Origin of the sequence: Pseudomonas sp. CDFA 610 (genome assembly GCF_021147865.1) — a bacterium.
Classification (GTDB): Bacteria; Pseudomonadota; Gammaproteobacteria; order Pseudomonadales; family Pseudomonadaceae; genus Aquipseudomonas; species Aquipseudomonas alliivorans.
Genome location: NZ_JAGTPM010000008.1, coordinates 265,579 through 287,739, shown reverse-complemented (window position 1 = coordinate 287,739; position 22,161 = coordinate 265,579). Strand labels below are relative to the sequence as shown.

19 protein-coding genes and 1 other RNA gene are annotated in these 22,161 nt (G+C 59.0%); 10 read left to right on the top strand and 10 right to left on the bottom strand.

Annotation, left to right across the window (positions count from 1 at the left end; all coding sequences use genetic code 11):
- Nucleotides 1-30: 30 nt before the first annotated feature.
- From carA to grpE, 5 genes are all read right to left on the bottom strand, one after another.
- A complete protein-coding gene (carA, locus tag KDX39_RS17035) occupies nucleotides 31-1,167 on the bottom strand; it encodes a glutamine-hydrolyzing carbamoyl-phosphate synthase small subunit (RefSeq protein ID WP_231661164.1) in 1,137 nt (378 codons plus the stop codon).
- Between the two features lie 273 nt (nucleotides 1,168-1,440).
- Nucleotides 1,441-2,244, bottom strand: a complete 804-nt coding sequence (gene dapB, locus KDX39_RS17030; RefSeq protein ID WP_231661163.1) for a 4-hydroxy-tetrahydrodipicolinate reductase — start codon at nucleotides 2,242-2,244, stop codon at nucleotides 1,441-1,443.
- A gap of 20 nt (nucleotides 2,245-2,264) precedes the next feature.
- Complete coding sequence (dnaJ, locus tag KDX39_RS17025) at nucleotides 2,265-3,404, bottom strand: molecular chaperone DnaJ (protein WP_004880000.1); 1,140 nt, start codon at nucleotides 3,402-3,404, stop codon at nucleotides 2,265-2,267.
- Between the two features lie 326 nt (nucleotides 3,405-3,730).
- The gene (dnaK, locus tag KDX39_RS17020) at nucleotides 3,731-5,683 is read right to left on the bottom strand and encodes a molecular chaperone DnaK (protein ID WP_257211809.1); all 1,953 of its coding nucleotides are present in this window, start codon (nucleotides 5,681-5,683) and stop codon (nucleotides 3,731-3,733) included.
- A 65-nt stretch (nucleotides 5,684-5,748) separates the two neighbouring features.
- Nucleotides 5,749-6,312, bottom strand: coding sequence for a nucleotide exchange factor GrpE (grpE, locus tag KDX39_RS17015; RefSeq protein WP_004880006.1), 564 nt, complete (start codon nucleotides 6,310-6,312; stop codon nucleotides 5,749-5,751).
- 269 nt (nucleotides 6,313-6,581) lie between these two features.
- Here grpE and recN point away from each other — a divergent pair, with 269 nt between their 5' ends.
- Nucleotides 6,582-8,255 carry a DNA repair protein RecN gene (gene recN / locus KDX39_RS17010; RefSeq protein ID WP_210042692.1) on the top strand — a complete coding sequence of 558 codons (1,674 nt, stop codon included), beginning with the start codon at nucleotides 6,582-6,584 and terminating at the stop codon, nucleotides 8,253-8,255.
- Between the two features lie 76 nt (nucleotides 8,256-8,331).
- Here recN and fur read toward each other — a convergent pair whose 3' ends face one another.
- Nucleotides 8,332-8,739 (bottom strand): ferric iron uptake transcriptional regulator, encoded by a 408-nt coding sequence (gene fur / locus KDX39_RS17005; RefSeq protein WP_099226787.1) that lies wholly within the window; start codon nucleotides 8,737-8,739, stop codon nucleotides 8,332-8,334.
- 98 nt (nucleotides 8,740-8,837) lie between these two features.
- On the opposite strand from fur, the gene KDX39_RS17000 reads away from it, so the two are divergent.
- Entirely contained in the window at nucleotides 8,838-9,359 is a 522-nt protein-coding gene (locus tag KDX39_RS17000; protein WP_099226786.1) for an outer membrane protein assembly factor BamE, read from the top strand.
- A 64-nt stretch (nucleotides 9,360-9,423) separates the two neighbouring features.
- Here KDX39_RS17000 and KDX39_RS16995 read toward each other — a convergent pair whose 3' ends face one another.
- The 3 genes from KDX39_RS16995 to KDX39_RS16985 are packed head-to-tail and all read right to left on the bottom strand — an operon-like array spanning nucleotide 9,424 to nucleotide 11,582.
- Nucleotides 9,424-9,744 (bottom strand): RnfH family protein, encoded by a 321-nt coding sequence (locus KDX39_RS16995; RefSeq protein WP_231661162.1) that lies wholly within the window; start codon nucleotides 9,742-9,744, stop codon nucleotides 9,424-9,426.
- Entirely contained in the window at nucleotides 9,737-10,171 is a 435-nt protein-coding gene (locus KDX39_RS16990; RefSeq protein ID WP_099226784.1) for a type II toxin-antitoxin system RatA family toxin, read from the bottom strand. Before KDX39_RS16990 ends, KDX39_RS16995 begins: the two co-directional genes overlap by 8 nt.
- Before the next feature lie 7 nt (nucleotides 10,172-10,178).
- Complete coding sequence (locus KDX39_RS16985; protein WP_231661161.1) at nucleotides 10,179-11,582, bottom strand: sodium-dependent transporter; 1,404 nt, start codon at nucleotides 11,580-11,582, stop codon at nucleotides 10,179-10,181.
- 113 nt (nucleotides 11,583-11,695) lie between these two features.
- Here KDX39_RS16985 and smpB point away from each other — a divergent pair, with 113 nt between their 5' ends.
- A complete protein-coding gene (gene smpB, locus KDX39_RS16980; RefSeq protein WP_099226782.1) occupies nucleotides 11,696-12,178 on the top strand; it encodes an SsrA-binding protein SmpB in 483 nt (160 codons plus the stop codon).
- 150 nt (nucleotides 12,179-12,328) lie between these two features.
- On the opposite strand, the gene KDX39_RS16975 is transcribed toward smpB, so the two are convergent.
- Nucleotides 12,329-13,096 (bottom strand): GntR family transcriptional regulator, encoded by a 768-nt coding sequence (locus KDX39_RS16975; protein WP_231661160.1) that lies wholly within the window; start codon nucleotides 13,094-13,096, stop codon nucleotides 12,329-12,331.
- 398 nt (nucleotides 13,097-13,494) lie between these two features.
- On the opposite strand from KDX39_RS16975, the gene KDX39_RS16970 reads away from it, so the two are divergent.
- The 7 genes from KDX39_RS16970 to ssrA all read left to right on the top strand — a co-directional run bounded on the left by KDX39_RS16970 (nucleotide 13,495) and on the right by ssrA (nucleotide 22,035).
- On the top strand, nucleotides 13,495-15,186 hold the full coding sequence (locus tag KDX39_RS16970; protein ID WP_231661159.1) for a lactate permease LctP family transporter: 1,692 nt from the start codon (nucleotides 13,495-13,497) through the stop codon (nucleotides 15,184-15,186).
- Between the two features lie 83 nt (nucleotides 15,187-15,269).
- Nucleotides 15,270-16,106, top strand: a complete 837-nt coding sequence (locus KDX39_RS16965) for a (Fe-S)-binding protein (protein WP_231661158.1) — start codon at nucleotides 15,270-15,272, stop codon at nucleotides 16,104-16,106.
- Nucleotides 16,103-17,566, top strand: a complete 1,464-nt coding sequence (locus tag KDX39_RS16960; RefSeq protein ID WP_231661157.1) for a LutB/LldF family L-lactate oxidation iron-sulfur protein — start codon at nucleotides 16,103-16,105, stop codon at nucleotides 17,564-17,566. Before KDX39_RS16965 ends, KDX39_RS16960 begins: the two co-directional genes overlap by 4 nt.
- On the top strand, nucleotides 17,563-18,234 hold the full coding sequence (locus tag KDX39_RS16955; protein WP_231661156.1) for a LutC/YkgG family protein: 672 nt from the start codon (nucleotides 17,563-17,565) through the stop codon (nucleotides 18,232-18,234). Before KDX39_RS16960 ends, KDX39_RS16955 begins: the two co-directional genes overlap by 4 nt.
- A complete protein-coding gene (locus tag KDX39_RS16950; protein WP_231661155.1) occupies nucleotides 18,231-21,059 on the top strand; it encodes an FAD-binding and (Fe-S)-binding domain-containing protein in 2,829 nt (942 codons plus the stop codon). The genes KDX39_RS16955 and KDX39_RS16950 overlap by 4 nt, the downstream gene beginning before the upstream one ends.
- Before the next feature lie 186 nt (nucleotides 21,060-21,245).
- Nucleotides 21,246-21,533, top strand: coding sequence for a hypothetical protein (locus KDX39_RS16945; protein WP_099226775.1), 288 nt, complete (start codon nucleotides 21,246-21,248; stop codon nucleotides 21,531-21,533).
- A gap of 110 nt (nucleotides 21,534-21,643) precedes the next feature.
- Nucleotides 21,644-22,035: a transfer-messenger RNA gene (gene ssrA / locus KDX39_RS16940) on the top strand.
- Nucleotides 22,036-22,161: the final 126 nt, after the last annotated feature.

Here is a 22,161-nt window from a genome sequence, read left to right as displayed (position 1 = left end):
ACCTGCTTACTACATTCTCAAGGCAACCGGTCAGCGTCGCTTGGCCATGGCTTCGATAAAGCGATCAAACAGAGGGGCGACGTCGCTCGGGCCAGGGCTGGCTTCAGGGTGACCCTGGAAGCTGAAGGCGCTCTTGTCGGTACGTTCGATACCCTGAAGGGTGCCGTCGAACAGCGACTTGTGAATGGCGCGCACGTTGGCTGGCAGCGTGGCTTCGTCCACCGCGAAACCGTGGTTCTGGCTGGTGATCATGACGACACCGGTGTCCAGATCCTGAACCGGGTGGTTGGCACCGTGGTGGCCGTGACCCATCTTTACGGTCCTGGCGCCTGAGGCCAGAGCGAGCAACTGGTGACCCAGGCAGATGCCGAAGACCGGAATTTCGGTTTCCAGCACTTCCTTGATTGCAGTGATCGCGTAGTCGCAAGGCTCTGGATCACCAGGGCCGTTGGACAGGAACACGCCATCCGGGTTGTAGGCCAGAACGTCCTTGGCAGGCGTTTGCGCCGGAACCACGGTTACGCGGCAGCCGCGCTCGACCAGCATGCGCAGGATGTTCAGCTTCACGCCGTAATCGTAGGCAACCACATGATAAGGCAGCTCGGACGCAGCGATTTCAGCATGGCTATCGGTCTTCAGATCCCAGACACTGGAACGCCACTCGTAGGTCTCTTTGGTGCTGACCTCTTTGGCCAGATCCATGCCCTTGAGGCCAGGGAAGCCGCGCGCAGCTTCAATGGCCGCTTCTTCGGAAATGTTGTCACCGGCCATGATGCAGCCGTTCTGTGCACCCTTCTCACGCAGGATGCGGGTCAGGCGACGGGTGTCGATACCAGCGATGGCGACAACGTTGTTGGCTTTCAGGTAGTCGTCCAGCGACATTTTGTTGCGCCAGTTGCTGGCGACCAGCGGCAGATCACGAATGACCAGGCCGGCGGACCAGACGCGATCAGACTCGGCGTCTTCAGGCGTGGTGCCGGTGTTGCCGATATGGGGGTAAGTCAGGGTCACAATCTGCTGGGCATAGGAAGGATCGGTAAGGATTTCCTGATAGCCTGTCATTGCGGTGTTGAACACCACCTCACCAACGGTCTGACCGTCGGCTCCAATGGCTTCGCCGCGAAAAATGCTGCCATCAGCAAGGGCGAGTATGGCTGGCTTAGTCAAGAAGACCTCCCGTAAATAAAGCCTGAAAGGGCGTTCGCAGGTTGCAAAAAAGCGGAATGACGTAGATACGTCACCCCGCTTTCTTATAGAATCATCTGCGCGCTTTTAGTGGACACACTAAAGCTGTAGCTTACAGAAAAGGCCCATTTTGGTCTACCACCAATGTGCCTGAAATGCGGGAAAATGCGACAGCGGGTTGAAGCGGATCAGTCAGTAAAAGGCCGAATTCCGCAGCGTCTACGCAATCCGGCCTGACAACCGCAGAGACAAGGATCAATGCAGATCCAGCACATCCTGCATGTCATACAGCCCTGGCGCCTTGCCATCGAGCCACATGGCAGCCCTCACGGCGCCCTTGGCAAACGTCATGCGACTTGATGCCTTGTGAGTGATCTCGACACGCTCACCGTCCGCAGCGAACAGCACCGTGTGATCACCGACTACATCACCGGCGCGAATCGTTGCAAAGCCGATACTCTGACGATCACGCGCACCTGTCTGACCTTCACGACCATAGACCGCGACTTTCTGCAGGTCACGCCCCAACGCACTGGCAACCACCTCACCCATGCGCAACGCAGTACCTGACGGCGCGTCGACCTTGTGGCGGTGATGTGCTTCGGTGATTTCGATATCGACGTCATCACCCAGAACACGGGCTGCCGTATCGAGCAACTTAAGGCACAGGTTTACGCCGATACTGAAATTGGCGGCGAACACGATCGGGATTTCCTTGCCCGCCTCAATCAGACGCTGCTTTTCCTCAACGCTGAACCCGGTCGTACCAATGATCATGGCCTTGCCTGTCTTACGGCAGAACGCCAGATTCTTCAGCGTCACCGAAGGATGCGTGAAGTCGATCAGCACATCGAATTCGTCTGCAACCCTGGCCAGATCACCCGATAAAGGAACACCGATACGGCCCAGCGCAGCCAACTCGCCAGCATCTGCGCCAACCAGCGTACTGTCAGGACGATCGATCGCAGCGGTCAGCCCGGCGCCAGGCGCCTGCTGAATCGCTTCGATCAAGGTTTTACCCATGCGCCCGGCGGCGCCCACTACAGCAATACGTCGCATGCCGATTTCCTTAGATAACCTTACAAATCACCAAAGAAGCGCTTCACACCCTCAAACCAGCCACTGGCCTTGGGAGAGTGGGATTCGTCGTTCTCGAGCGATGTGCGGAACTCTTCCAGCAACTCGCGCTGACGCTTGCTGAGATTGACCGGAGTTTCGACCGCCACACGACACATCAGGTCGCCTGCACCGCCGCCACGCACCGGGGCAACACCCTTGCCGCGCAAACGGAACTGCTTGCCGGTCTGGGTACCCTCGGGGATCTTCAGCTTGACGCGACCATCAAGGGTCGGCACTTCAAGCTCGCCACCCAATGCTGCATCGGTAAAGCTGATGGGCACTTCGCAGAACAGGTGTTTGCCGTCACGCTGAAAGATGTCGTGTTCACGCACGTTGATCACGACATACAGATCGCCGGTCGGACCACCCTGAACGCCCGCCTCGCCTTCGCCGGACAGACGAATGCGGTCGCCGGTATCGACACCTGGCGGCACTTTGACGGATAGCGTCTTGTACTCTTCGACACGACCCTCACCATGACACGAGTCGCACGGATCGGAAATGATCTTGCCGTGACCATGGCAACGCGGGCATGTCTGCTGCACAGAGAAGAAACCCTGTTGCATGCGCACCTGACCGATGCCGCCACAGGTCGGACACGTGACCGGCGAAGAACCTTTCTTCGCGCCACTGCCGTCGCACGGCTTGCAGTTGACCAGCGTCGGCACACGGATACTGACCGTCGTGCCACGAACCGCTTCTTCCAGATTCAGCTCAAGCGTGTAACGCAGGTCGCTGCCACGCTGGGCACCGCCGCGCCCACCGCCGCCAGCTCTGCCACCACCGAAGAAGTCGCTGAACACATCACCGAAGATATCGGAGAAGTTCGCACCGCCAGCGCCACCACCAAAGCCACCGCCGCCGCCCATGCTCGGATCTACACCGGCATGACCGTACTGATCGTAGGCTGCACGCTTGCTGGCATCGGACAGGACTTCGTAGGCCTCGTTGGCCTCCTTGAACATCTCTTCCGACGCTTTGTCATCAGGGTTGCGGTCAGGGTGATGCTTCATCGCCAGACGACGGTAAGCCTTTTTCAGCTCAGCCTCGCTGGAGCCTCGCTCCACTCCCAACACTTCGTAATAATCACGCTTTGCCATAATTCTTCCGCACTCTTGAGGACGTTCGGCAAGACCCTCCTGAGCCTCGCCAAACCCGTTGAGCCCCATACAGGCCCGGACCCAACTCACGTCAATTCAACGATCCTGGTCTTCGTTCAACGGCCGGAAAAATCCGACCGAGAAAGCGGCAGAATGAGTCGCCACGCAGGAGCATCGCGATCTTGCCACATGGCATTCGGACCGAAATCCGCCTGCCGAAATTTTGCCTGTTCCAGACACGCCAACGCGGGAGCAAGCTCCCGCGCGGCGACATCCTACCAGTCACCACTCGAAAGAGGTCAACCGGCTTGCAAGTGAGCCTGCGCTTACTTGTGGTCTTTTACTTCTTCGAACTCAGCATCGACAGCGTCGTCAGCCTTGGATGGCTCTTCAGCAGACTTGGCCGCCGCTTCCGGGTTCTCGGCCTGCTCGGCGTACATCTTCTGAGCGATTGGCGCGGAAACCTTGGACAGCTCTTCAACCTTGGCTTCGATGGCAGCCTTGTCGTCGCCTTTGACAGCGGCTTCCAGAGCGACGAGCGCAGCTTCGACTGCAGTCTTCTCTTCGGCAGTCACTTTGTCGCCTGCGTCGGAGATCATCTTGCGAGTCGAGTGGACCAGTGCATCACCCTGGTTACGGGCAGAGGCCAGCTCTTCGAACTTGCGATCTTCTTCAGCGTTGACTTCAGCGTCGCGAACCATCTGCTGAATTTCTTCCTCGGACAGACCGGAGTTGGCCTTGATCACGATGGACTGCTGCTTGCCGGTTGCCTTGTCTTTCGCGCCTACGTGCAGGATGCCGTTGGCGTCGATGTCGAAGGTCACCTCGATCTGTGGCACGCCACGTGGAGCAGGTGGAATCTCGGCCAGGTCGAACTTACCCAAGGACTTGTTCTGACCGGCTTGCTTGCGCTCACCCTGCAGCACGTGAATGGTCACAGCGCTCTGATTGTCATCGGCAGTCGAGAACACCTGGGATTTCTTGGTCGGAATCGTGGTGTTTTTCTCGATCAGCGCGGTCATCACGCCGCCCATGGTTTCGATACCCAGCGTAAGCGGGCTGACGTCGAGCAGCAGAACGTCCTTCACATCACCTGCCAGTACCGCACCCTGGATGGCAGCACCCATGGCAACCGCTTCGTCCGGGTTGACGTCTTTACGTGCTTCTTTACCAAAGAACTCGGTCACCAGCTTCTGGACCAGCGGCATACGGGTCTGACCACCAACCAGAATCACGTCGTTGATGCTGCCGATGTCGATGCCCGCATCCTTCAATGCGATGCGGCAAGGCTCGATGGTGCGCTGAACCAGATCTTCAACCAGCGATTCCAGCTTGGAACGGGAGATTTTCACGTTCAAGTGCTTTGGACCGGTCGCGTCTGCAGTGATGTACGGCAGGTTGACGTCAGTCTGCATGCTGGAGGACAGCTCGATCTTGGCTTTCTCGGCAGCTTCTTTCAGACGCTGCATCGCCAGAGGGTCGCCCTTCAGGTTCATGCCGCTTTCTTTCTTGAATTCGTCGACAAGGTAGTCGATCAGACGAATGTCGAAGTCCTCACCACCCAGGAAGGTGTCGCCGTTGGTGGCCAACACTTCGAACTGGTGCTCACCGTCGACTTCAGCGATTTCGATAACCGATACGTCGAACGTACCGCCACCCAAGTCATAAACGATGACAGTGTGGTCGCCCTTCGCTTTATCCATACCGTAAGCCAGAGCGGCCGCGGTAGGCTCGTTGATGATGCGCTTGACGTCCAGACCCGCGATACGGCCGGCATCCTTGGTCGCCTGACGCTGGCTGTCGTTGAAGTAGGCCGGAACAGTGATGACCGCTTCGGTAACGGCTTCACCGAGGTAGTCTTCAGCGGTCTTCTTCATCTTTTTCAGGATTTCAGCGGAAATCTGAGGAGGCGCCATTTTCTGGCCATTCACTTCTACCCAGGCGTCGCTGTTATCAGCCTTGACGATCTTGTAAGGAACCATCTGAATGTCTTTCTGAACGACTTCTTCGTCAAAACGACGACCGATCAGACGCTTTACTGCGTACAGGGTGTTGTGCGGATTGGTCACGGCCTGGCGCTTTGCAGACTGACCAACCAGGATTTCACCATCGTTGGCGTAGGCAATGATCGACGGCGTGGTGCGAGCACCCTCGGCGTTTTCGATAACCTTGGCTTTACCGTTTTCCAGAATAGAGACACAGGAGTTGGTAGTCCCCAGGTCGATACCGATAATTTTACCCATCTTGACTCTCCCGAAACTTTGATTTGGTTGCCGCAACTGCGTTTACAAATTGCGGTAGCTCTTAAACGCTTGACCTGTAAATGGGGGCCTTGCAGCTGATTTCAAGCCTGCTCGTCAATTGACGGCGTAACAGGCGACGGTGCCTTGCTGACCACGACCATGGCCGGGCGCAGCAGACGACCATTGAGCTGGTAACCCTTCTGAAACACTTTGAGCACCGTGTTGGGCTCTACATCTGCACTTTCCTGCATGGCCATTGCCTGGTGCTGTTCGGCACTGAATGGCTGACCATGCGGGTCGACGGCTTCCAGCTGATAACGCTTGAGGGTGTCCTGAAACATCTTCAAGGTCAGCTCGATACCTTCACGCATCGGGCGAATGCTCTCGTCGTCCGGACTGGACAGCTCGATACCTCGCTCCAGACTGTCGATGATCGGCAGCAGATCACCTGCAAATTTTTCCAACGCAAACTTGTGAGCCTTTTCAACATCCTGTTCAGCGCGGCGGCGGACATTCTGCAGATCCGCAGCCACTCGCAGGGATTGGTCCTGCGCGGCAGCCAGTTGCTCTTCGAGCACTTGCACACGGGTCGTCAATTCGTCGCCCGCGCCTGCTTCGGCAGCCTGGTCCTGGCTCTGCGCATCCAGATTCTGTTCGTCAGCCATAAGTGTTCTCCTTTAAAAACGTCCGCGAACCCAACTCGCGCTTCTGCCCCCTATATGGGATCGGAATTTTCGGCTTCAAGGGCAGGCGGTGCTGGATATATGCATTTCCTCACAAAAAAATGGGGAATAAGGACCTGAAAAAATCGACACCCATCACTATGCGGACTAAAAAACGTGCAGGACCAACCAAATCGAGCTAAGCCAAGGCATTGTCAGTGGCGAATAAAACACTGTATAAATAACCAGACAAATAGCTCGGGAGCCACTCAATGCTGGTGCACCTTTCCGTACATAACTACGCCATCGTCGAACACCTCGATCTCGAGCTTGATCGAGGCATGAGCGTAATCACTGGCGAAACCGGCGCTGGCAAATCCATCATGCTCGACGCTCTGGGTCTGACGCTGGGCGACCGGGCCGACAGCGGCGTGGTCCGTCCGGGCGCCGACAAGGCCGATATACTGGCCACGTTCGATCTGGAAGACATTCCCGAAGCGCAGGTCTGGCTCAAGGAGCGCGATCTGGACAATGACGGCCCCTGCATCCTGCGCCGGGTCATCACTGCCGAAGGCCGCTCGCGCTCGTATATAAATGGCTCGCCCTGCCCTCAGGGCGACCTGAAAGCACTTGGCGAACTGCTGATCGACATTCACAGTCAGCATGAACACCAATCCCTGCTCAAGACCGATACCCATCGCCGCCTGCTGGACGAATATGCGGGCGCGACCGATCTGGCGCGTCAGGTTCAACTGGCTGCGCAGCGCTGGCGCCAGACCCGGCAGGAACTGGAACGTCTTTCCAATTCGGGTGACGAGCAACGGGCACGCCATCAACTGCTCAGTTATCAGCTGGAAGAACTGGAAAGCCTGAGCCTGGGCGAGAACGAACTGGAGCAATTGGAGCAGGAACACAAGAACCTGACCAATGCCGAAAGCCTGCTGAGCATCTGCCGACAAGTCGTCGAGCAATGCAGCGAGAGCGATTCAGGCAACGTGCTCAATGCCCTGACGGCCAGCCTGCATCGGCTGGGCAGCGTGAACAATTCACCTACCGCGCTCAGCGAAGCCACCGATCTGCTGTCCAGCGCCCAGATCCAGGTCGAGGAAGCCGTCGGAGAGCTCAATCGCTTTCTCGACCACTTCGACGCCGACCCAGCCAGACTGCAGCAGCTCGAAGAGCGGCTCGATGCTATTTATACGCTTGCCCGCAAACACCGCATCCAGCCCAACGAAGTGGCGACCATGCAGCAGAAGTTGCTGGATGAAATCGAAACACTGAACGCCAACGATGAATCCATTGAGCGTCTGGAACATGAGGTGCAGGCTTTTGCCCGCCACTATCAGGAAAAGGCTCGCGAACTGAGCGACCTGCGCCACACCTCATCGACTCGACTGGCCAGTGCGGTCGAGCAGGAGATTCATCGACTGGGCATGCCCGGCGGTCGCTTCCAGATCGAATTGAAGGCTATTCCCGGCAGCGAGCCTCATCCTCACGGCCTGGAACACGTCGAACTGCTGGTCAGCGCCAACCCCGGTCAGCCGCTCAAGGCGCTGGCGAAGGTGGCGTCGGGTGGCGAGTTGTCACGCATCAGCCTGGCGATTCAGGTCATTACCGCCCAGACCTCTCGCGTGCCTACGTTGGTGTTCGATGAAGTCGATGTCGGCATCGGCGGCCCGACGGCCGAAATCGTCGGTCAGCTGTTAAGACGCCTGGGTGAGCGCGGGCAGGTCATGACCGTGACCCACTTGCCGCAAGTCGCAGCGCAAGGCCACCAGCATCTGTTCGTGCACAAGGTCAGGGATAACGATGCGACACGCACTGCCGTGTCAAAACTGACCAAGGCCGAGCGCATTGAGGAAGTGGCGCGCATGCTGGGCGGCATCGACCTGACCAAGGAATCGCTGGCTCACGCAAAAAAAATGGTCATTACCGCTAAAAACTGATCGATAGGGCGCCGATCCGGATTCACGGACCATAGAAAGCACAAAGGCGACACTGAGGTCGCCTTTGCGGGTGTGCTTACGCCTTTTTGTGGCGGACGTAGAGCACCAGATTGTGGTCCACCAGATCAAAGCCATGTCGTTCGACGATGGCTTTCTGAAGCTTCTCGATTTCTTCGTCGAAGAATTCGATCACCTCACCTGACTCCACATTGACCATATGGTCGTGGTGGCCGCCATCAGCCAGTTCGAACACAGCATGGCCACCGTCGAAATTGTGGCGAACCACCAGTCCAGCGGCTTCAAACTGAGTCAGAACACGGTAGACCGTGGCCAGACCGACATCCTCGCTCGCCTCCATCAATGCCTTGTAAACATCCTCGGCACTCATGTGGCGCTGCTCGGCAGAATCGAGCATTTGGAGTATTTTGACCCGCGGTAGGGTCACCTTGAGTCCTGCTTTACGTAGTTCGCTATTTTCAACCATGGTCAGCTTTCTCGCAGACGCTGCTTCGCAGCTTCTCTTAATGCAGGTATGATCGGGGTTTACGTTGTCCCAGCCAAGATAGTGGAAGTCGCCCACCGATGCAAAACACCAAGCTCTTGCTAACCAGTTTCACCTTCGTGGGACTGCTCGCACTCGCCGGTTGTTCATTCCCCGGGGTTTACAAAATCGACATCCAGCAGGGTAATGTCGTCACGCAGGACATGATAAACCAGTTGCGCCCCGGAATGACCCGGCGGCAAGTACGGTTTATCATGGGCAATCCATTGCTGACCGACACCTTCCACGCCGACCGGTGGGATTACCTGTACAGCCTTCAGCCAGGTGGCGGTGAGCGCCAGCAGGAGCGTGTCAGTCTGATTTTCAATGAAAGCGATCAGTTGGTCAGCCTTTCAGGCGACTTCATGCCAGGCGTGAGCCGTGATGAAGCGATCCTTGGCAAGGACGGTGATACCACCGTGCCGGTCGAGAACCAGCCTCAGCAGCCGCCTGAAGAGCCCGCCAAACCAGGCTCGTTGCTGGACAAGATCCAGAAAGACGTCGACAGCGTCGAGACAGTACCTGTTCCGACCCAGGAGCCACTGGACGTCAATCCCCGCTGACGTCAGACGCTCGAAGAAAAGCCCGGCATGCCGGGCTTTTTTGTGCGTTACGTTCAGCGATCATTCAGCTGGCCGTTGGCGGCACTCTGTTCTGACGGGCCTTGGCCGCACGCTGACGACGCGCCTCCATCGGATCGGCCAGCAACGGGCGATAGATCTCGATTCGCTCTCCCGCCTCGACGCAACGCACGGAAGGATCGCTGACCACCTTGCCGAAAATACCGACAGTGCAGTCAGCCAGGTCCAGCTCTGGAAACGCCCGATCAATGCCGGAAGCGGCCAGTGCCTGTCGCACCGAGGAGCCGGCAGGGACTTCAACGGTCATCAACACCTGACGCTCGACCGCTGCATACATCACCTCGACCGATATCAGCGTCTCAGACATGTAATTGCTTGGCCCGCTGGCAGAACGCATCCACCAATGTATTGGCGGCCTGATTGAACAGCGGCCCCAGGGTTGCACGCACGATCGGACCCGCGTAATCGAAGGAAAGGTCGAGGCTGATCTTGCAGGCCTTCTCGCCCAATTGCTTGAACGTCCAGACGCCGTGCAATTGCTCGAAGGGGCCTTCAACCAGATCCATCACAATGGATTCGCCCGGTATGAGCGTATTGCGCGTCACGAATTGCTGACTTAACCCGCCCTTGGCGATTTCCAGACTGGCGCGCATTTGCTCGTCACTGGATTCAAGAACGGCTGCCGAAGAGCACCACGGCAGAAACTCCGGGTAACGCGCGACATCATTGACCAGGTCGTACAGGAAACGAGCCGGGTACGGCAAAAGGGCAGAACGTTGAATATGCGTAGTCATGTGAGCGTCATTTCCAGAGCTGAGCGGCAAACACCACAAGAATGCCGAGCGGCGCCACGTAGCGCATCAAAAAGAACGTCAGGCTGAACAGCAGCGGGCTGCGAATCGACAACTCATCGCGCACCGCTTCACGGCCCATCACCCAACCGGCGAATACTACAAAACATAATCCACCCAGCGGCAACATGATCCGCGAGGTGAGGAAATCGATGACTCCAAAGAAGTCCAGGCCACTGGATGCGCCCCATTGGTAGAGGTGGAAAGCACCCTCATCGTTCACGAAAAACTTGGCCTTTTGCCAGATATTGAACGAGAACACGGTACCAAGGCCAACAAACCAGCAACTGAACGCCAGCCAGAACGTGACCCAGGCACGACGAACGCCGGTGCGCTCCACCAGATAAGCAACCATCGGCTCAAGCAGGGAAATCGCCGAACTCCAGGCTGCCACCGCCACCAACACAAAGAACACTACGCCCATCAATTGACCGAACGCCACGTTACCGAATGCGAATGGCAATGTTACGAACATCAGGCCAGGCCCCTCACTCGGGTTCAGACCTGCGGCAAAAACGATTGGGAATAGCGCAAGGCCCGCCAGCAACGAAACGAAGGTATCGAGCAGTGCAATGCCGACCACCGTGGTGCTGATCGACGCGCCCTTGGTCATGTACGCACCGTAGACCATGATCGAGCCGACACCTACGCTCAGCGAGAAGAACGCATGCCCCATCGCGGGCAGCAGGCCGTCGAGGACCTTGTCCGGGTTGAAGTCGAACATGAAATGCACGCCTTCCATGAAATGCCCGGTGGTCAGGCTGTAGCCCAACAGAATCAGCATCAGCAGGAACAGCATCGGCATCATGATGCGCAGGCTGCGCTCAAGGCCGGCTTCCACGCCTTTACCGATCACGACCGCCGACAACAGCATGAAAACGGTGTGCCAGAGAATCAGTCGCCAGGGATCGGCAATCACCCCACCGAAGTAAGCGCCGACCTGATCAGCCGTCACACCCCGGAAATCACCACGCCCCATGTCGATGATGTAATCCAGCGACCAGCCGCCGACCACACTATAGAAGGAGAGAATGAGCAGCGCCGTGATCATCCCGGCGAAAGCCCCCCACGACCAGCGCGCCGAATGACCGGCCTCGACCGCCAGCGTCTTCAGGGCATTGGCCGGGCTCAAGCGGGCGCGACGACCGATCAGCGTTTCCGCCATCATCACCGGAACGCCGATCAGGGCGATGCACGCCAGGAACACCAGCACGAAAGCGCCGCCGCCATAGGCGCCGACCATGTAAGGGAATTTCCAGATACTGCCCAGCCCGACGGCAGAGCCGGTGGCAGCCAGAATGAACACCCAGCGGCTTGCCCAGCTACCGTGGACCGAGACTTTGTCTGTCGACATTACTGAAACGCCCAACCAAAAAAGAGCGCGCATTGTCCGGGATTCAACCATTGTGCTCAAGCACACGCTTTCCCGTAGCCGACATTGAAGCAACTCCCTATAATGCGCCCCCTATGGCTAAGCTCAAGAAACACCCTACAGGGACCATCGCGCAGAACAAGAAGGCGCGACACGATTACTTCATCGAACACAAGTTCGAGGCCGGTCTGGTCCTGGCTGGCTGGGAAGTAAAAAGCCTGCGTGCCAACAAGGTACAGCTGGTCGACAGTTACGTGCTGCTCAAGGATGGCGAGGCATGGCTGATGGGCAGCCATATCACGCCGCTCAAGACGGCCAGCACGCACGTCATCGCTGACCCGACACGTACCCGCAAACTGCTGCTGAACCAGCGCGAGCTCGAAAAGCTCATCACGTCTGTTCAGCAGAAAGGCTATGCCTGCGTGGCCCTCTCCCTTTACTGGAAGCAGCACTTGATCAAGTGCGAAATCGCTCTGGGCAAAGGCAAGAAGGAATACGACAAGCGCCACACCGAGCGTGAACGCGACTCGGACCGTGAGCTGCAGCGCGCCGTGCGCAGCAAGGGCAAGGACGACTGAGCCTGAGCTGACCGCGCCTGCGCCATACAGCAAAGCGGACGCGGAGCGTCACGGGTGGCGTTACTTCGCAGCAGCGCGGGAATGCCTCTCACAACGCTCCGCGTTCGGGCTGCATGCCGACGCGAAATATCGGCACGATCAGCGCTCCGATCACATGGCGTTACGCCGCTCTGCCCGAGCCGTGCGCTGAACCTGCTGCCTGACCTCTTCCAGCACTTCCTGCACATACGTCAGGTGCCTGCTCGACACCTCGCGCGCGTCCTCAGCACGACCTTCAATGATCGCCATATACAACTCACGATGCTGCTTGATCAGCATGTCGCGGGTTTCCGAGCGCTGTTTGTACATGCCGCCGATGTTGATCACCACATTACGCTTGAGCAGATCGAACAAGCCCCGAATGGTGTGCAACAGCACCGCGTTGTGACTGGCCTCGGCAATCGCCAGATGGAAGCTGGCATCGGCTGCGCCCTCCTCGACCCGGCTGACCTCGTCGGCTCGCGAATAACAATCCAGCAGTGACTCGAACGCCACGCGCAGACGTTCGCGATCCCTCTCGGTGGCACGCATCGCTGCGTAATACGCGCAGGACGCTTCCAGTGTGTGACGAAACTCCAGCAGATCACGCTGCGCGTCGGGACTGCTTTCCAGCAAGTGCAACAACGGGTCGCTGAACGTCGAGCCAATGTTCTCGACCACGTAATTGCCCCCGCCCTGCCGACTGACCAGCAAGCCTTTGGCCGTCAGTTTCTGAATCGCCTCACGCAACGACGGGCGCGACACCCCGAACTGTTCGGCCAGCGTTCTTTCCGCGGGTAAACGCCCACCCGATTTTAGGGTGCCTTCAAGAATCATCTTTTCCAGCTGCTCGACGATGTCGTCGGACAAACGGCGCTGACGCACCTGATCAAAGCCCATAGCACTTACTCCAACGTCCCGGCTCGCTGCCGGGCCCGCGTATTCTGGCTGATTGCCGCCACCAAGGCACCTGTCCAATTCAGCCGAAAACCCTCTCTGGCACCGCCCTTCCAGCGCGCATGCGACAAAGGTCATCGCCCCGCAAATTGACACACCATTCACAAGGCCTCTAATCTAGCCAGCAGACATTGTAAATTGGTATTACCAATTATCCAATGCCAGCGTTCGGCGGTTGATCTCCGTAGCGCTGCAAGGCCTTCCAGACAGAAAGCCTTGAGCTGGTGAGCTGTGCGATTCAATCGTCAGCATCGACCAGGCGCTCGCCAACACGACGTCGAATCGAAGCCGCGCACACAGAACACCGGGCCTTACCAACAATAATTAAGGGGCCTCCCGACATGCAGACATGGCAACAGCTCTACACACCGCTTGGCAGCCTCGGCCTTTCCGCCGCTGCCGCACTGATCCCTATCGTGTTCTTCTTCCTGGCGCTGGCCGTTTTCCGACTCAAAGGCCATATCGCAGGCAGTATTACCCTGGCGCTGTCGATACTGGTGGCGATCTTCGCCTTCCAGATGCCGACCGACATGGCGCTGGCAGCAGCGGGCTATGGATTCGCCTACGGACTATGGCCCATCGCATGGATCATCGTGGCGGCGGTGTTTCTCTACAAACTGACGGTCAAGAGCGGTCAGTTCGAGATCATTCGCAGCTCGGTGATGGCCGTCACCGATGACCAGCGTTTACAGGTATTGCTGATCGCCTTCTGCTTCGGTGCATTTCTGGAGGGTGCGGCGGGTTTCGGCGCTCCGGTCGCCATCACCGCCGCCCTGCTCGTGGGCCTCGGGCTGAACCCGCTCTACGCCGCCGGCCTGTGCCTGATCGCCAACACTGCACCCGTTGCGTTCGGCGCGCTGGGCATTCCGATCATCGTGGCGGGACAGGTCTCGGGGCTGGACGCTTTCAAAATCGGTGCGATGGCAGGTCGTCAACTGCCGTTCCTATCGATCTTCGTGCCGTTCTGGTTGATGTTCATGATGGACGGTGTGCGTGGCGTCAAGGAGACCTGGCCAGCCGCGCTGATCGCTGGCACCACCTTTGCGATCACCCAATTCCTGACCTCCAACTTCGTCGGACCGGAACTGCCGGACATCACATCGGCACTGGTCAGCATCGTCTCGCTGACGCTGTTTCTGAAAGTCTGGCAGCCGCAGCGCGCATCCGACACCGTCGTGGTCAGCAGTGGCTCGGCAGCCGTCATGGGCGGACCGGGCGGATTCAACAAACCACGCTCATCAGTGGCATCGCCCTACAGCCTCGGCCAGATCATCAAGGCCTGGTCGCCGTTCCTGATCCTGACCGGCATGGTCACTGTCTGGACGCTGAAACCGTTCAAAGCGCTGTTTGCCGCAGGCGGTTCCCTTCAGGCCTTCACCTTCAATATTCCAGTGCCGCACTTGGATCAATGGGTGATGAAAACTGCACCCATCGTAGCGAACGCGACGGCGATGCCTGCGGTGTACAAGTTCGACCTGATCGCCGCGTCGGGGACCGCAATTCTGTTCTCGGCCATCCTCGCAATGCTGGTCCTGCGCATCACCCCGAAGATTGGTCTGACCACTTTCAAGGAAACCCTGATCGAGCTGCGCTGGGCAATCGTTTCCATCGGCATGGTGCTGGCCTTTGCCTTTGTCATGAACTACTCGGGCATGTCCTCGACCCTGGCGCTGGTTCTGGCCGGTACAGGCGCGGCGTTCCCGTTCTTCTCGCCGTTCCTCGGCTGGCTGGGCGTATTCCTGACCGGTTCCGACACCTCGGCCAACGCGCTGTTCGGCTCGCTGCAGGCCACCACCGCCCACCAAATCGGCGTCAGCGACGTGTTGATGGTCGCGGCCAACTCCAGCGGCGGCGTGACCGGCAAGATGATCTCGCCGCAGTCCATCGCCGTGGCCTGCGCTGCCACCGGCCTGGTGGGCAGGGAATCGGACCTGTTCCGCTTCACGCTCAAGCACAGCCTGTTTTTCGCCACCATCGTCGGCTGCATCACCTACGCCCAGGCGTACTGGTTCACCGGCATGCTGGTTCATTGATGCCTGAATGAAGCACCACTGGCGCCGAACAGACCCGTCGGCGTCAGCCATTCATAACCGGGCCCACCCGGAGACTCAAACTGATGAGTACGCTTTTTCACAACGCCGCACCCGACACGACTGCCAACGCAACCCGCGTCGCGCCCGCTCGCCATGCGCCGCGTGAGTACCCGACCGACAAACCGAAACGCGTCTATCTGTTCGGCACCTGCGTCGTGGATCTGTTTTTTCCGAATGCTGGAATGGACGCCATCCACCTCCTCGAACGCGAAGGCATCAAGGTGGATTATCCACAGGCGCAAAGCTGTTGCGGACAACCGGCATACACCTCGGGGTACACCGATCAAGCCCGCGACGTCGCCCGCGCCCAACTCGCACTGTTCGAGGGAGATGACCCGGTTGTCGTACCGTCCGGTTCCTGCGCGGGCATGTTTCGCGAACATTATCCCGACCTGTTCAAGGACGAGCCCGAGACGCTCAAGCACGTCCGGCACCTCGCCGCCCGCACCTATGAACTGACCGAATTCCTGCTGCACGTCTGCAAGACGCGCCTGAGCGATCAAGGCCCGCCCACGCGCATCGCCCTGCACACCTCATGCTCGGCGCGCCGCGAAATGAACACCCACCTGCACGCCCGTGAACTGCTGGCGCAACTGGGCAATGTCGAGCGCGTCGATCACGACCATGAAAGCGAATGCTGCGGCTTCGGAGGGACTTTCAGCGTGCGCATGCCGGACATTTCCGGCGCGATGGTCGCCGACAAGACACGCGCACTGAAGGAATCAGGCGCCGACCAGATCCTCACTGCCGACTGCGGCTGCCTGATGAACATCAACGGCTCACTGGAAAAACAGCGCGAATCCATACGCGGCCAGCATCTGGCGAGCTTTCTCTGGCAACGCACCGGAGGTCAACGATGAACATGCAGACCCGCATTCCCGCCGTCGAAATCCATCAACCGGATTTTCGCGAGCGCGCCCATGAAGCGCTGGGCGATCCGCAGTTGCGCGGCAATTTCCGCCGCGCCATGGATTCGCTGATGACCAAGCGTGCGGCGGCGTTCAGCAACCCGGACGAACGTGAAGAGTTGCGCTCACTGGGCAACGCCATTCGTGCACGCGCCCTCTCCAAACTGCCGGACTTGCTGGAGCAACTGGAACGCAACCTGATCCGCAACGGCGTACAGGTGCACTGGGCGGAGACGATCGAAGAAGCCAACGCCATCGTGCTGTCCATCGTTGAAGCCCATGAAGCGAAACAGGTGATCAAGGGCAAGTCGATGGTCAGCGAAGAAATGGAGATGAACGACTTCCTTGGCGAGCGCGGCATCGAGTGCCTGGAAGCGGACATGGGCGAATACATCGTGCAGATGGACCACGAAAAGCCCTCGCACATCATCATGCCCGCCATCCACAAGAACGCCGGCCAGGTCGGCAAGCTGTTCCACGACAAGCTCGGCGTGGAATACACCACCGATGTCGACCAGTTGATTCAGATCGGCCGTCGCGTGCTGCGCCAGAAATTCTTTGAAGCGGACATTGGCGTCTCGGGCGTCAACTTCGCGGTGGCGGAAACCGGCACGCTGCTGCTGGTGGAAAACGAAGGTAACGGCCGGATGGTCACCAGTGTGCCCCCTGTACACATCGCTGTGACCGGGATCGAAAAGGTCGTCGAGAACCTGCGCGATACCGTGCCGTTGCTGTCCTTGCTGACCCGCTCCGCGCTGGGCATTCCGATCACCACCTACGTCAACATGATCTCCGGCCCGCGCAAGGCCCATGAACTGGACGGCCCGCAGGAAGTGCACCTCGTGCTGCTCGATAACGGCCGCAGCCAGGCATTTGCCGACAGCGAACTGCGCCAGACGCTGAACTGCATTCGCTGCGGCGCCTGCATGAACCACTGCCCGGTCTATACCCGCGTCGGCGGTCATACCTATGGCGAGGTCTACCCCGGCCCCATCGGCAAGATCATCACGCCGCACATGGCAGGCCTGGCGAAAGTCCCGGATCACCCCAGCGCGTCGTCATTGTGTGGCGCATGCGGAGAAGTGTGTCCGGTGAAGATTCCGATCCCGGCGCTGCTGCGGCGTCTGCGCGAAGAAAACGTCAAAGCGCCCGATGCGCCAAACCGGGTCATGCGTGATCAAGGCAGCAAATTTTCGCGCAAGGAGCGTTTTATCTGGAACGCTTGGTCGAAGCTCAACACCTCGCCCGTGATGTATCGTCTGTTCGGCTTTTTCGCCACCCGGCTGCGCGGCCTGACGCCCGGCAACGTCGGCCCGTGGACGCAAAACCACAGCGCACCGAAACCCGCCGCCCGCTCACTGCACGAGATGGCCCGCGAGCATCTGACACGCACATCTGGAGACCAGCCATGAGTGCCAGGCACAACATCCTCGCCAAACTGCGCAACAGCCTGAGCGGCACGAGACCGGTGGCTGACAATTTCGACGAGGCGCTGGTGACCGAACCCTGGCGCTACGCTTCGGAAAACCGGGTTGCCTACCTTCGCAAACTGATGGAAGCGGTGCACACCGAGATTCGCCTGTGCAGCGATCAGGATTGGCCGCGCCGGCTGGGCGAACTGGTCAAGGACCGGCAGTTGCCCAGCCTGCTGATTGCGCCGGGTACGCCACACGGTCGCCGGGTCAGCGAGTATTGGGCCGTACAACCCGACCTGCCCACACTCAAGACGTATGACCGCCCCATCGAAGAATGGAAAAAAGACCTGTTTGACGACACACCCGCCAGCTTCACCACCACCTTGGGCGCAATCGCCGCGACCGGCAGCCTGATCATCTGGCCCACCCGTGAAGAGCCACGCCTGATGAGCCTCGTGCCGCCGGTGCATTTCGCCCTGCTCAAGGCCAGCGAGATCTACGACAACCTTTACGAAGCCCAACTCAAGCAGAACTGGGCGGCGGACATGCCGACCAACGCGCTGCTGGTGTCCGGTCCGTCGAAGACCGCCGACATCGAACAGGTCCTGGCGTATGGCGCTCATGGCCCCAAGGATCTGATTGTTCTGATCGTGGAGGACGCATGAGTCTGCCCGCTGCATTTATGGACAGCGTCCGCCGCTTGATCCCGCAGAAACGCCGCTTCGATGATCCGCTCTCGACGCTGGCATTCGGCACTGACGCCAGCTTCTACCGCCTGATCCCGAAACTGGTGATCCGCGTCGAGTCCGACGATGAAGTCATTGCCCTGCTCAAGCTGGCGCAAGCCGAAAAGGTCGCGATCACCTTTCGCGCCGCAGGCACCAGCCTGTCCGGCCAGGCAATCAGTGATTCAGTATTGCTGGTACTGGGCGACAACTGGAATGGCCGCGAACTGCGCGATCAGGGGACGCAGATCCGTCTGCAGCCGGGCGTCATCGGCGCGCAGGCCAATGCCTGGCTGGCGCCGTTCGGACGCAAGATCGGCCCGGATCCGGCCTCGATCAATGCCTGCAAGATCGGCGGCATCGTCGCCAACAACGCCAGCGGCATGTGTTGCGGCACGGCGCAGAACACCTATCACACCTTGGCGGGCATTCGTCTGATTCTGGCCGACGGCACCCTGCTCGACACCGAAGCTCCATCCAGCGTCGCTGCGTTTCGCGCCAGCCATGCCGACCTGCTGCACAGCCTGGATCGCCTGGCACGAGAAACCCGCGCCAATTCCGAACTGGCCGCCAGAATCCGCCACAAATATCGTCTGAAAAACACCACGGGTCTGTCACTCAATGCGCTGGTGGACTTTGACGAGCCGCTGGATATCCTCAGCCATTTGCTGGTCGGCTCCGAAGGTACGTTGGGCTTCATCAGCGCCGTGACCTACAACACGGTGGTCGATCACCCACACAAGGCGTCGGCGCTAATCGTTTTCCCGGATGTGGAAACCTGCTGCAACGCCGTCACTGTTCTCAAGACCCAGCCGGTGGCCGCCGTCGAACTGCTCGACCGGCGCAGCCTGCGCTCCGTGCAGGACAAACCGGGCATGCCGGGTTTCGTGCGCGAACTGTCTGCCAACGCCTGCGCCCTGCTGATCGAAGCCCGCGCGGCCTCCCGCGTCTTGCTGGATGAGCAACTGCTGCAGATCATGGCGCCGATGACGGCCTTTCCGGTCGAGAAGCAGGTGGACTTCACCCACGACCCACTGGAAAACGCTCGCCTGTGGGCCATCCGCAAAGACACCTTTCCTGCCGTCGGTGCCGTACGCCAGACCGGCACCACAGTCATCATTGAAGACGTGACCTTCCCCGTCGAACAACTGGCCATGGGCCTACGCCGCCTGATCGAGCTGTTCGACAAACACCACTACGACGAAGCGATCCTGTTCGGCCATGCGCTGGAGGGCAACCTGCATTTCGTCTTCACGCAGGGCTTCAACAACCCTGACGAAATCGCCCGTTATCAGGCGTTCATGGACGACGTGGCGCAACTGGTCGCGGTCGAATTCGGCGGTTCGCTCAAGGCCGAGCATGGCACCGGTCGCAACATGGCGCCCTTCGTCGAGAAGGAATGGGGCAGCGACGCCTATCACCTGATGTGGCAACTCAAACGCCTGCTCGACCCCAGCGGCATTCTCAACCCTGACGTGGTGCTCAGCACCGATCCGCACATTCATTTGAAACACCTGAAACCGATGCCCGCCGCCGACGAGATCATCGACAAATGCATCGAGTGCGGCTTCTGCGAACCGGTCTGCCCGTCCAACGGACTGACGCTGAGCCCGCGACAGCGCATCGTCATCTGGCGCGACATCCAGGCGAAAAAGCGCGCCGGAACCGACACTCGACAACTGGAGCGCGACTATCACTACCACGGCATCGAGACCTGCGCCGCGACCGGCCTGTGCGCCCAGCGTTGCCCGGTCGGGATCAACACCGGCGAGCTGATCAAGAAGTTGCGTAGCCAAGAAGCCAGTCACGGCAAAACCGCAAGCTGGCTGGCGCACAACTTCAAGACCGCCCTGCAAGGCGCCCGCTTCACCCTGCATGGCGCCAATGGCGCACGCATGCTGCTGGGGGCGCCGCGGCTCGCGAAACTGTCGGCGTCGCTAAGCAAACTATCGGCCGGTCGCGTCCCGCAATGGACACCCGCCATGCCCCAGGCTGAACACCCGATCCGCTTTACCGCTCCGGTCAATGATCAGCGTCCACGCGTGGTCTATCTGGCCGCCTGCGTCTCCCGCGTCATGGGCCCTTCCGCAGGCGACAGGGAACAGTCATCACTGCTCGACAAAACCCGCAGCCTGCTGGAAAAAGCCGGTTATCAAGTGGTGTTCCCCGACGATCAGGACAACCTGTGCTGCGGCCAGCCGTTCGCCTCAAAAGGCTACAACGCACAGGCCGAAGACAAACGACAACAGTTGCTCGCCGCCCTGACCCACGCCAGCCGTGGCGGCCTGGACCCCATCTATTGCGACACCAGCCCCTGCACGCTGCGCCTGATGCAGGACCTCAGGGACACACGCCTCGACCTGTACGACCCGGTGCGTTTCATTCGCACCCACCTGCTGGACAAACTCACCTTCACCCCTCAACAGGAACCCATCGCTGTCCACATCACCTGCAGCACGCAACACCTGGGTGAGAGCCAGGCGTTGATCGACCTCGCCAGGTTATGCAGCGTGAACGTCGTCATCCCGGAAGGGATTCATTGCTGCGGCTTCGCGGGCGACAAAGGCTTCACGACACCGGAGCTGAATGCGCACTCGCTGCGCACGCTCAAGGATGCCGTGCGGTTCTGCCACGAGGGCATTTCCACCAGCCGCACCTGTGAAATCGGCCTGTCGCAACACGGCGGAATCGACTACCACGGTCTGGTGTATCTGGTGGATCGCGTGACCACGGCCAAATCGCATGATCAAGACATAAAGCCGTAGATCGCCCCATTTTGGTGCCTTATGTGCACCAGATGGCTTTTTCGCATGACCTCAAAAATAAATAGAACCCCTGCGTTTCATCACAGTCCATCTTCTAGGCCCGGCGAACGAACGGGCCCTCAGAAACCTCGGGCGACGGCACCATTGACCGGCCACACCGAGTCCACAGGCTATAAGGAGAGACACATGAAGCGTACCGCCCTCACTGGATTGTTCCTCAGCGCTGCACTGTTGGCTTCGCCGGTTTTTGCTGCAGATGACCTGTGCAGTGCCAACCTGCAAACGCTCAAGGATGCGCAGACCTCGTCTGGCACCAACCTGAGCCCAGACGTGAAAGAAATGATCGAAAAGACTGAAAAAGACGCCATGGCTGCAAAGGCAAAAGGCGATGAGAAGAAGTGTGTCGAACTGACCACTCAGGCCACAACCAAGCTGAAAAACATCGGCTCGGGCAGCGAAGGCGCCAGCAAGTAATGATCCTCACAAGGCCAGCCGCCGCGGCTGGCCTTGACGGACGCAACACATGGGTCGACGTGCCTCGCCGATTGGCGTACACTCCGCCCAGCGACTGCGAAAGCAGTCTCGGGGCCGATTAGGATTCGACGCCGGTGATGAAACTTTAGGTGCATGCCGAGTTGGTAACAGAACTCGTAAATCCACTGTTGCAACTTTCTATAGTTGCCAATGACGAAAACTACGAGGGCTACGCTCTCGCTGCGTAAGCGGCGCGACTAGCTCTTCTGGTAGCTTCGGCTCCAGCAATCATCAGGGGATGCCTGTAAACCCGAAATGATTGTCATATAGAACAGGATCGTCGCCTAGTACGTTGTGGACGAAGCGACTAAAACTTACACAACTCGCCCAAAGCACCCTGCCCGTCGGGTCGCTGAGGGTTAACTTAATAGACACGGCTACGCATGTAGTACCGACAGCGGAGTACTGGCGGACGGGGGTTCAAATCCCCCCGGCTCCACCAACTATACATCTAAAGACGTCCACGGACGTCTTTTTTTTTGCCTGAAATCCAGCAAAATCAACGATTTAGCGTCTATTGGCGTCCATAGACGTCCGGCGCAATCTACGACATCGGGTATTCCAAGTG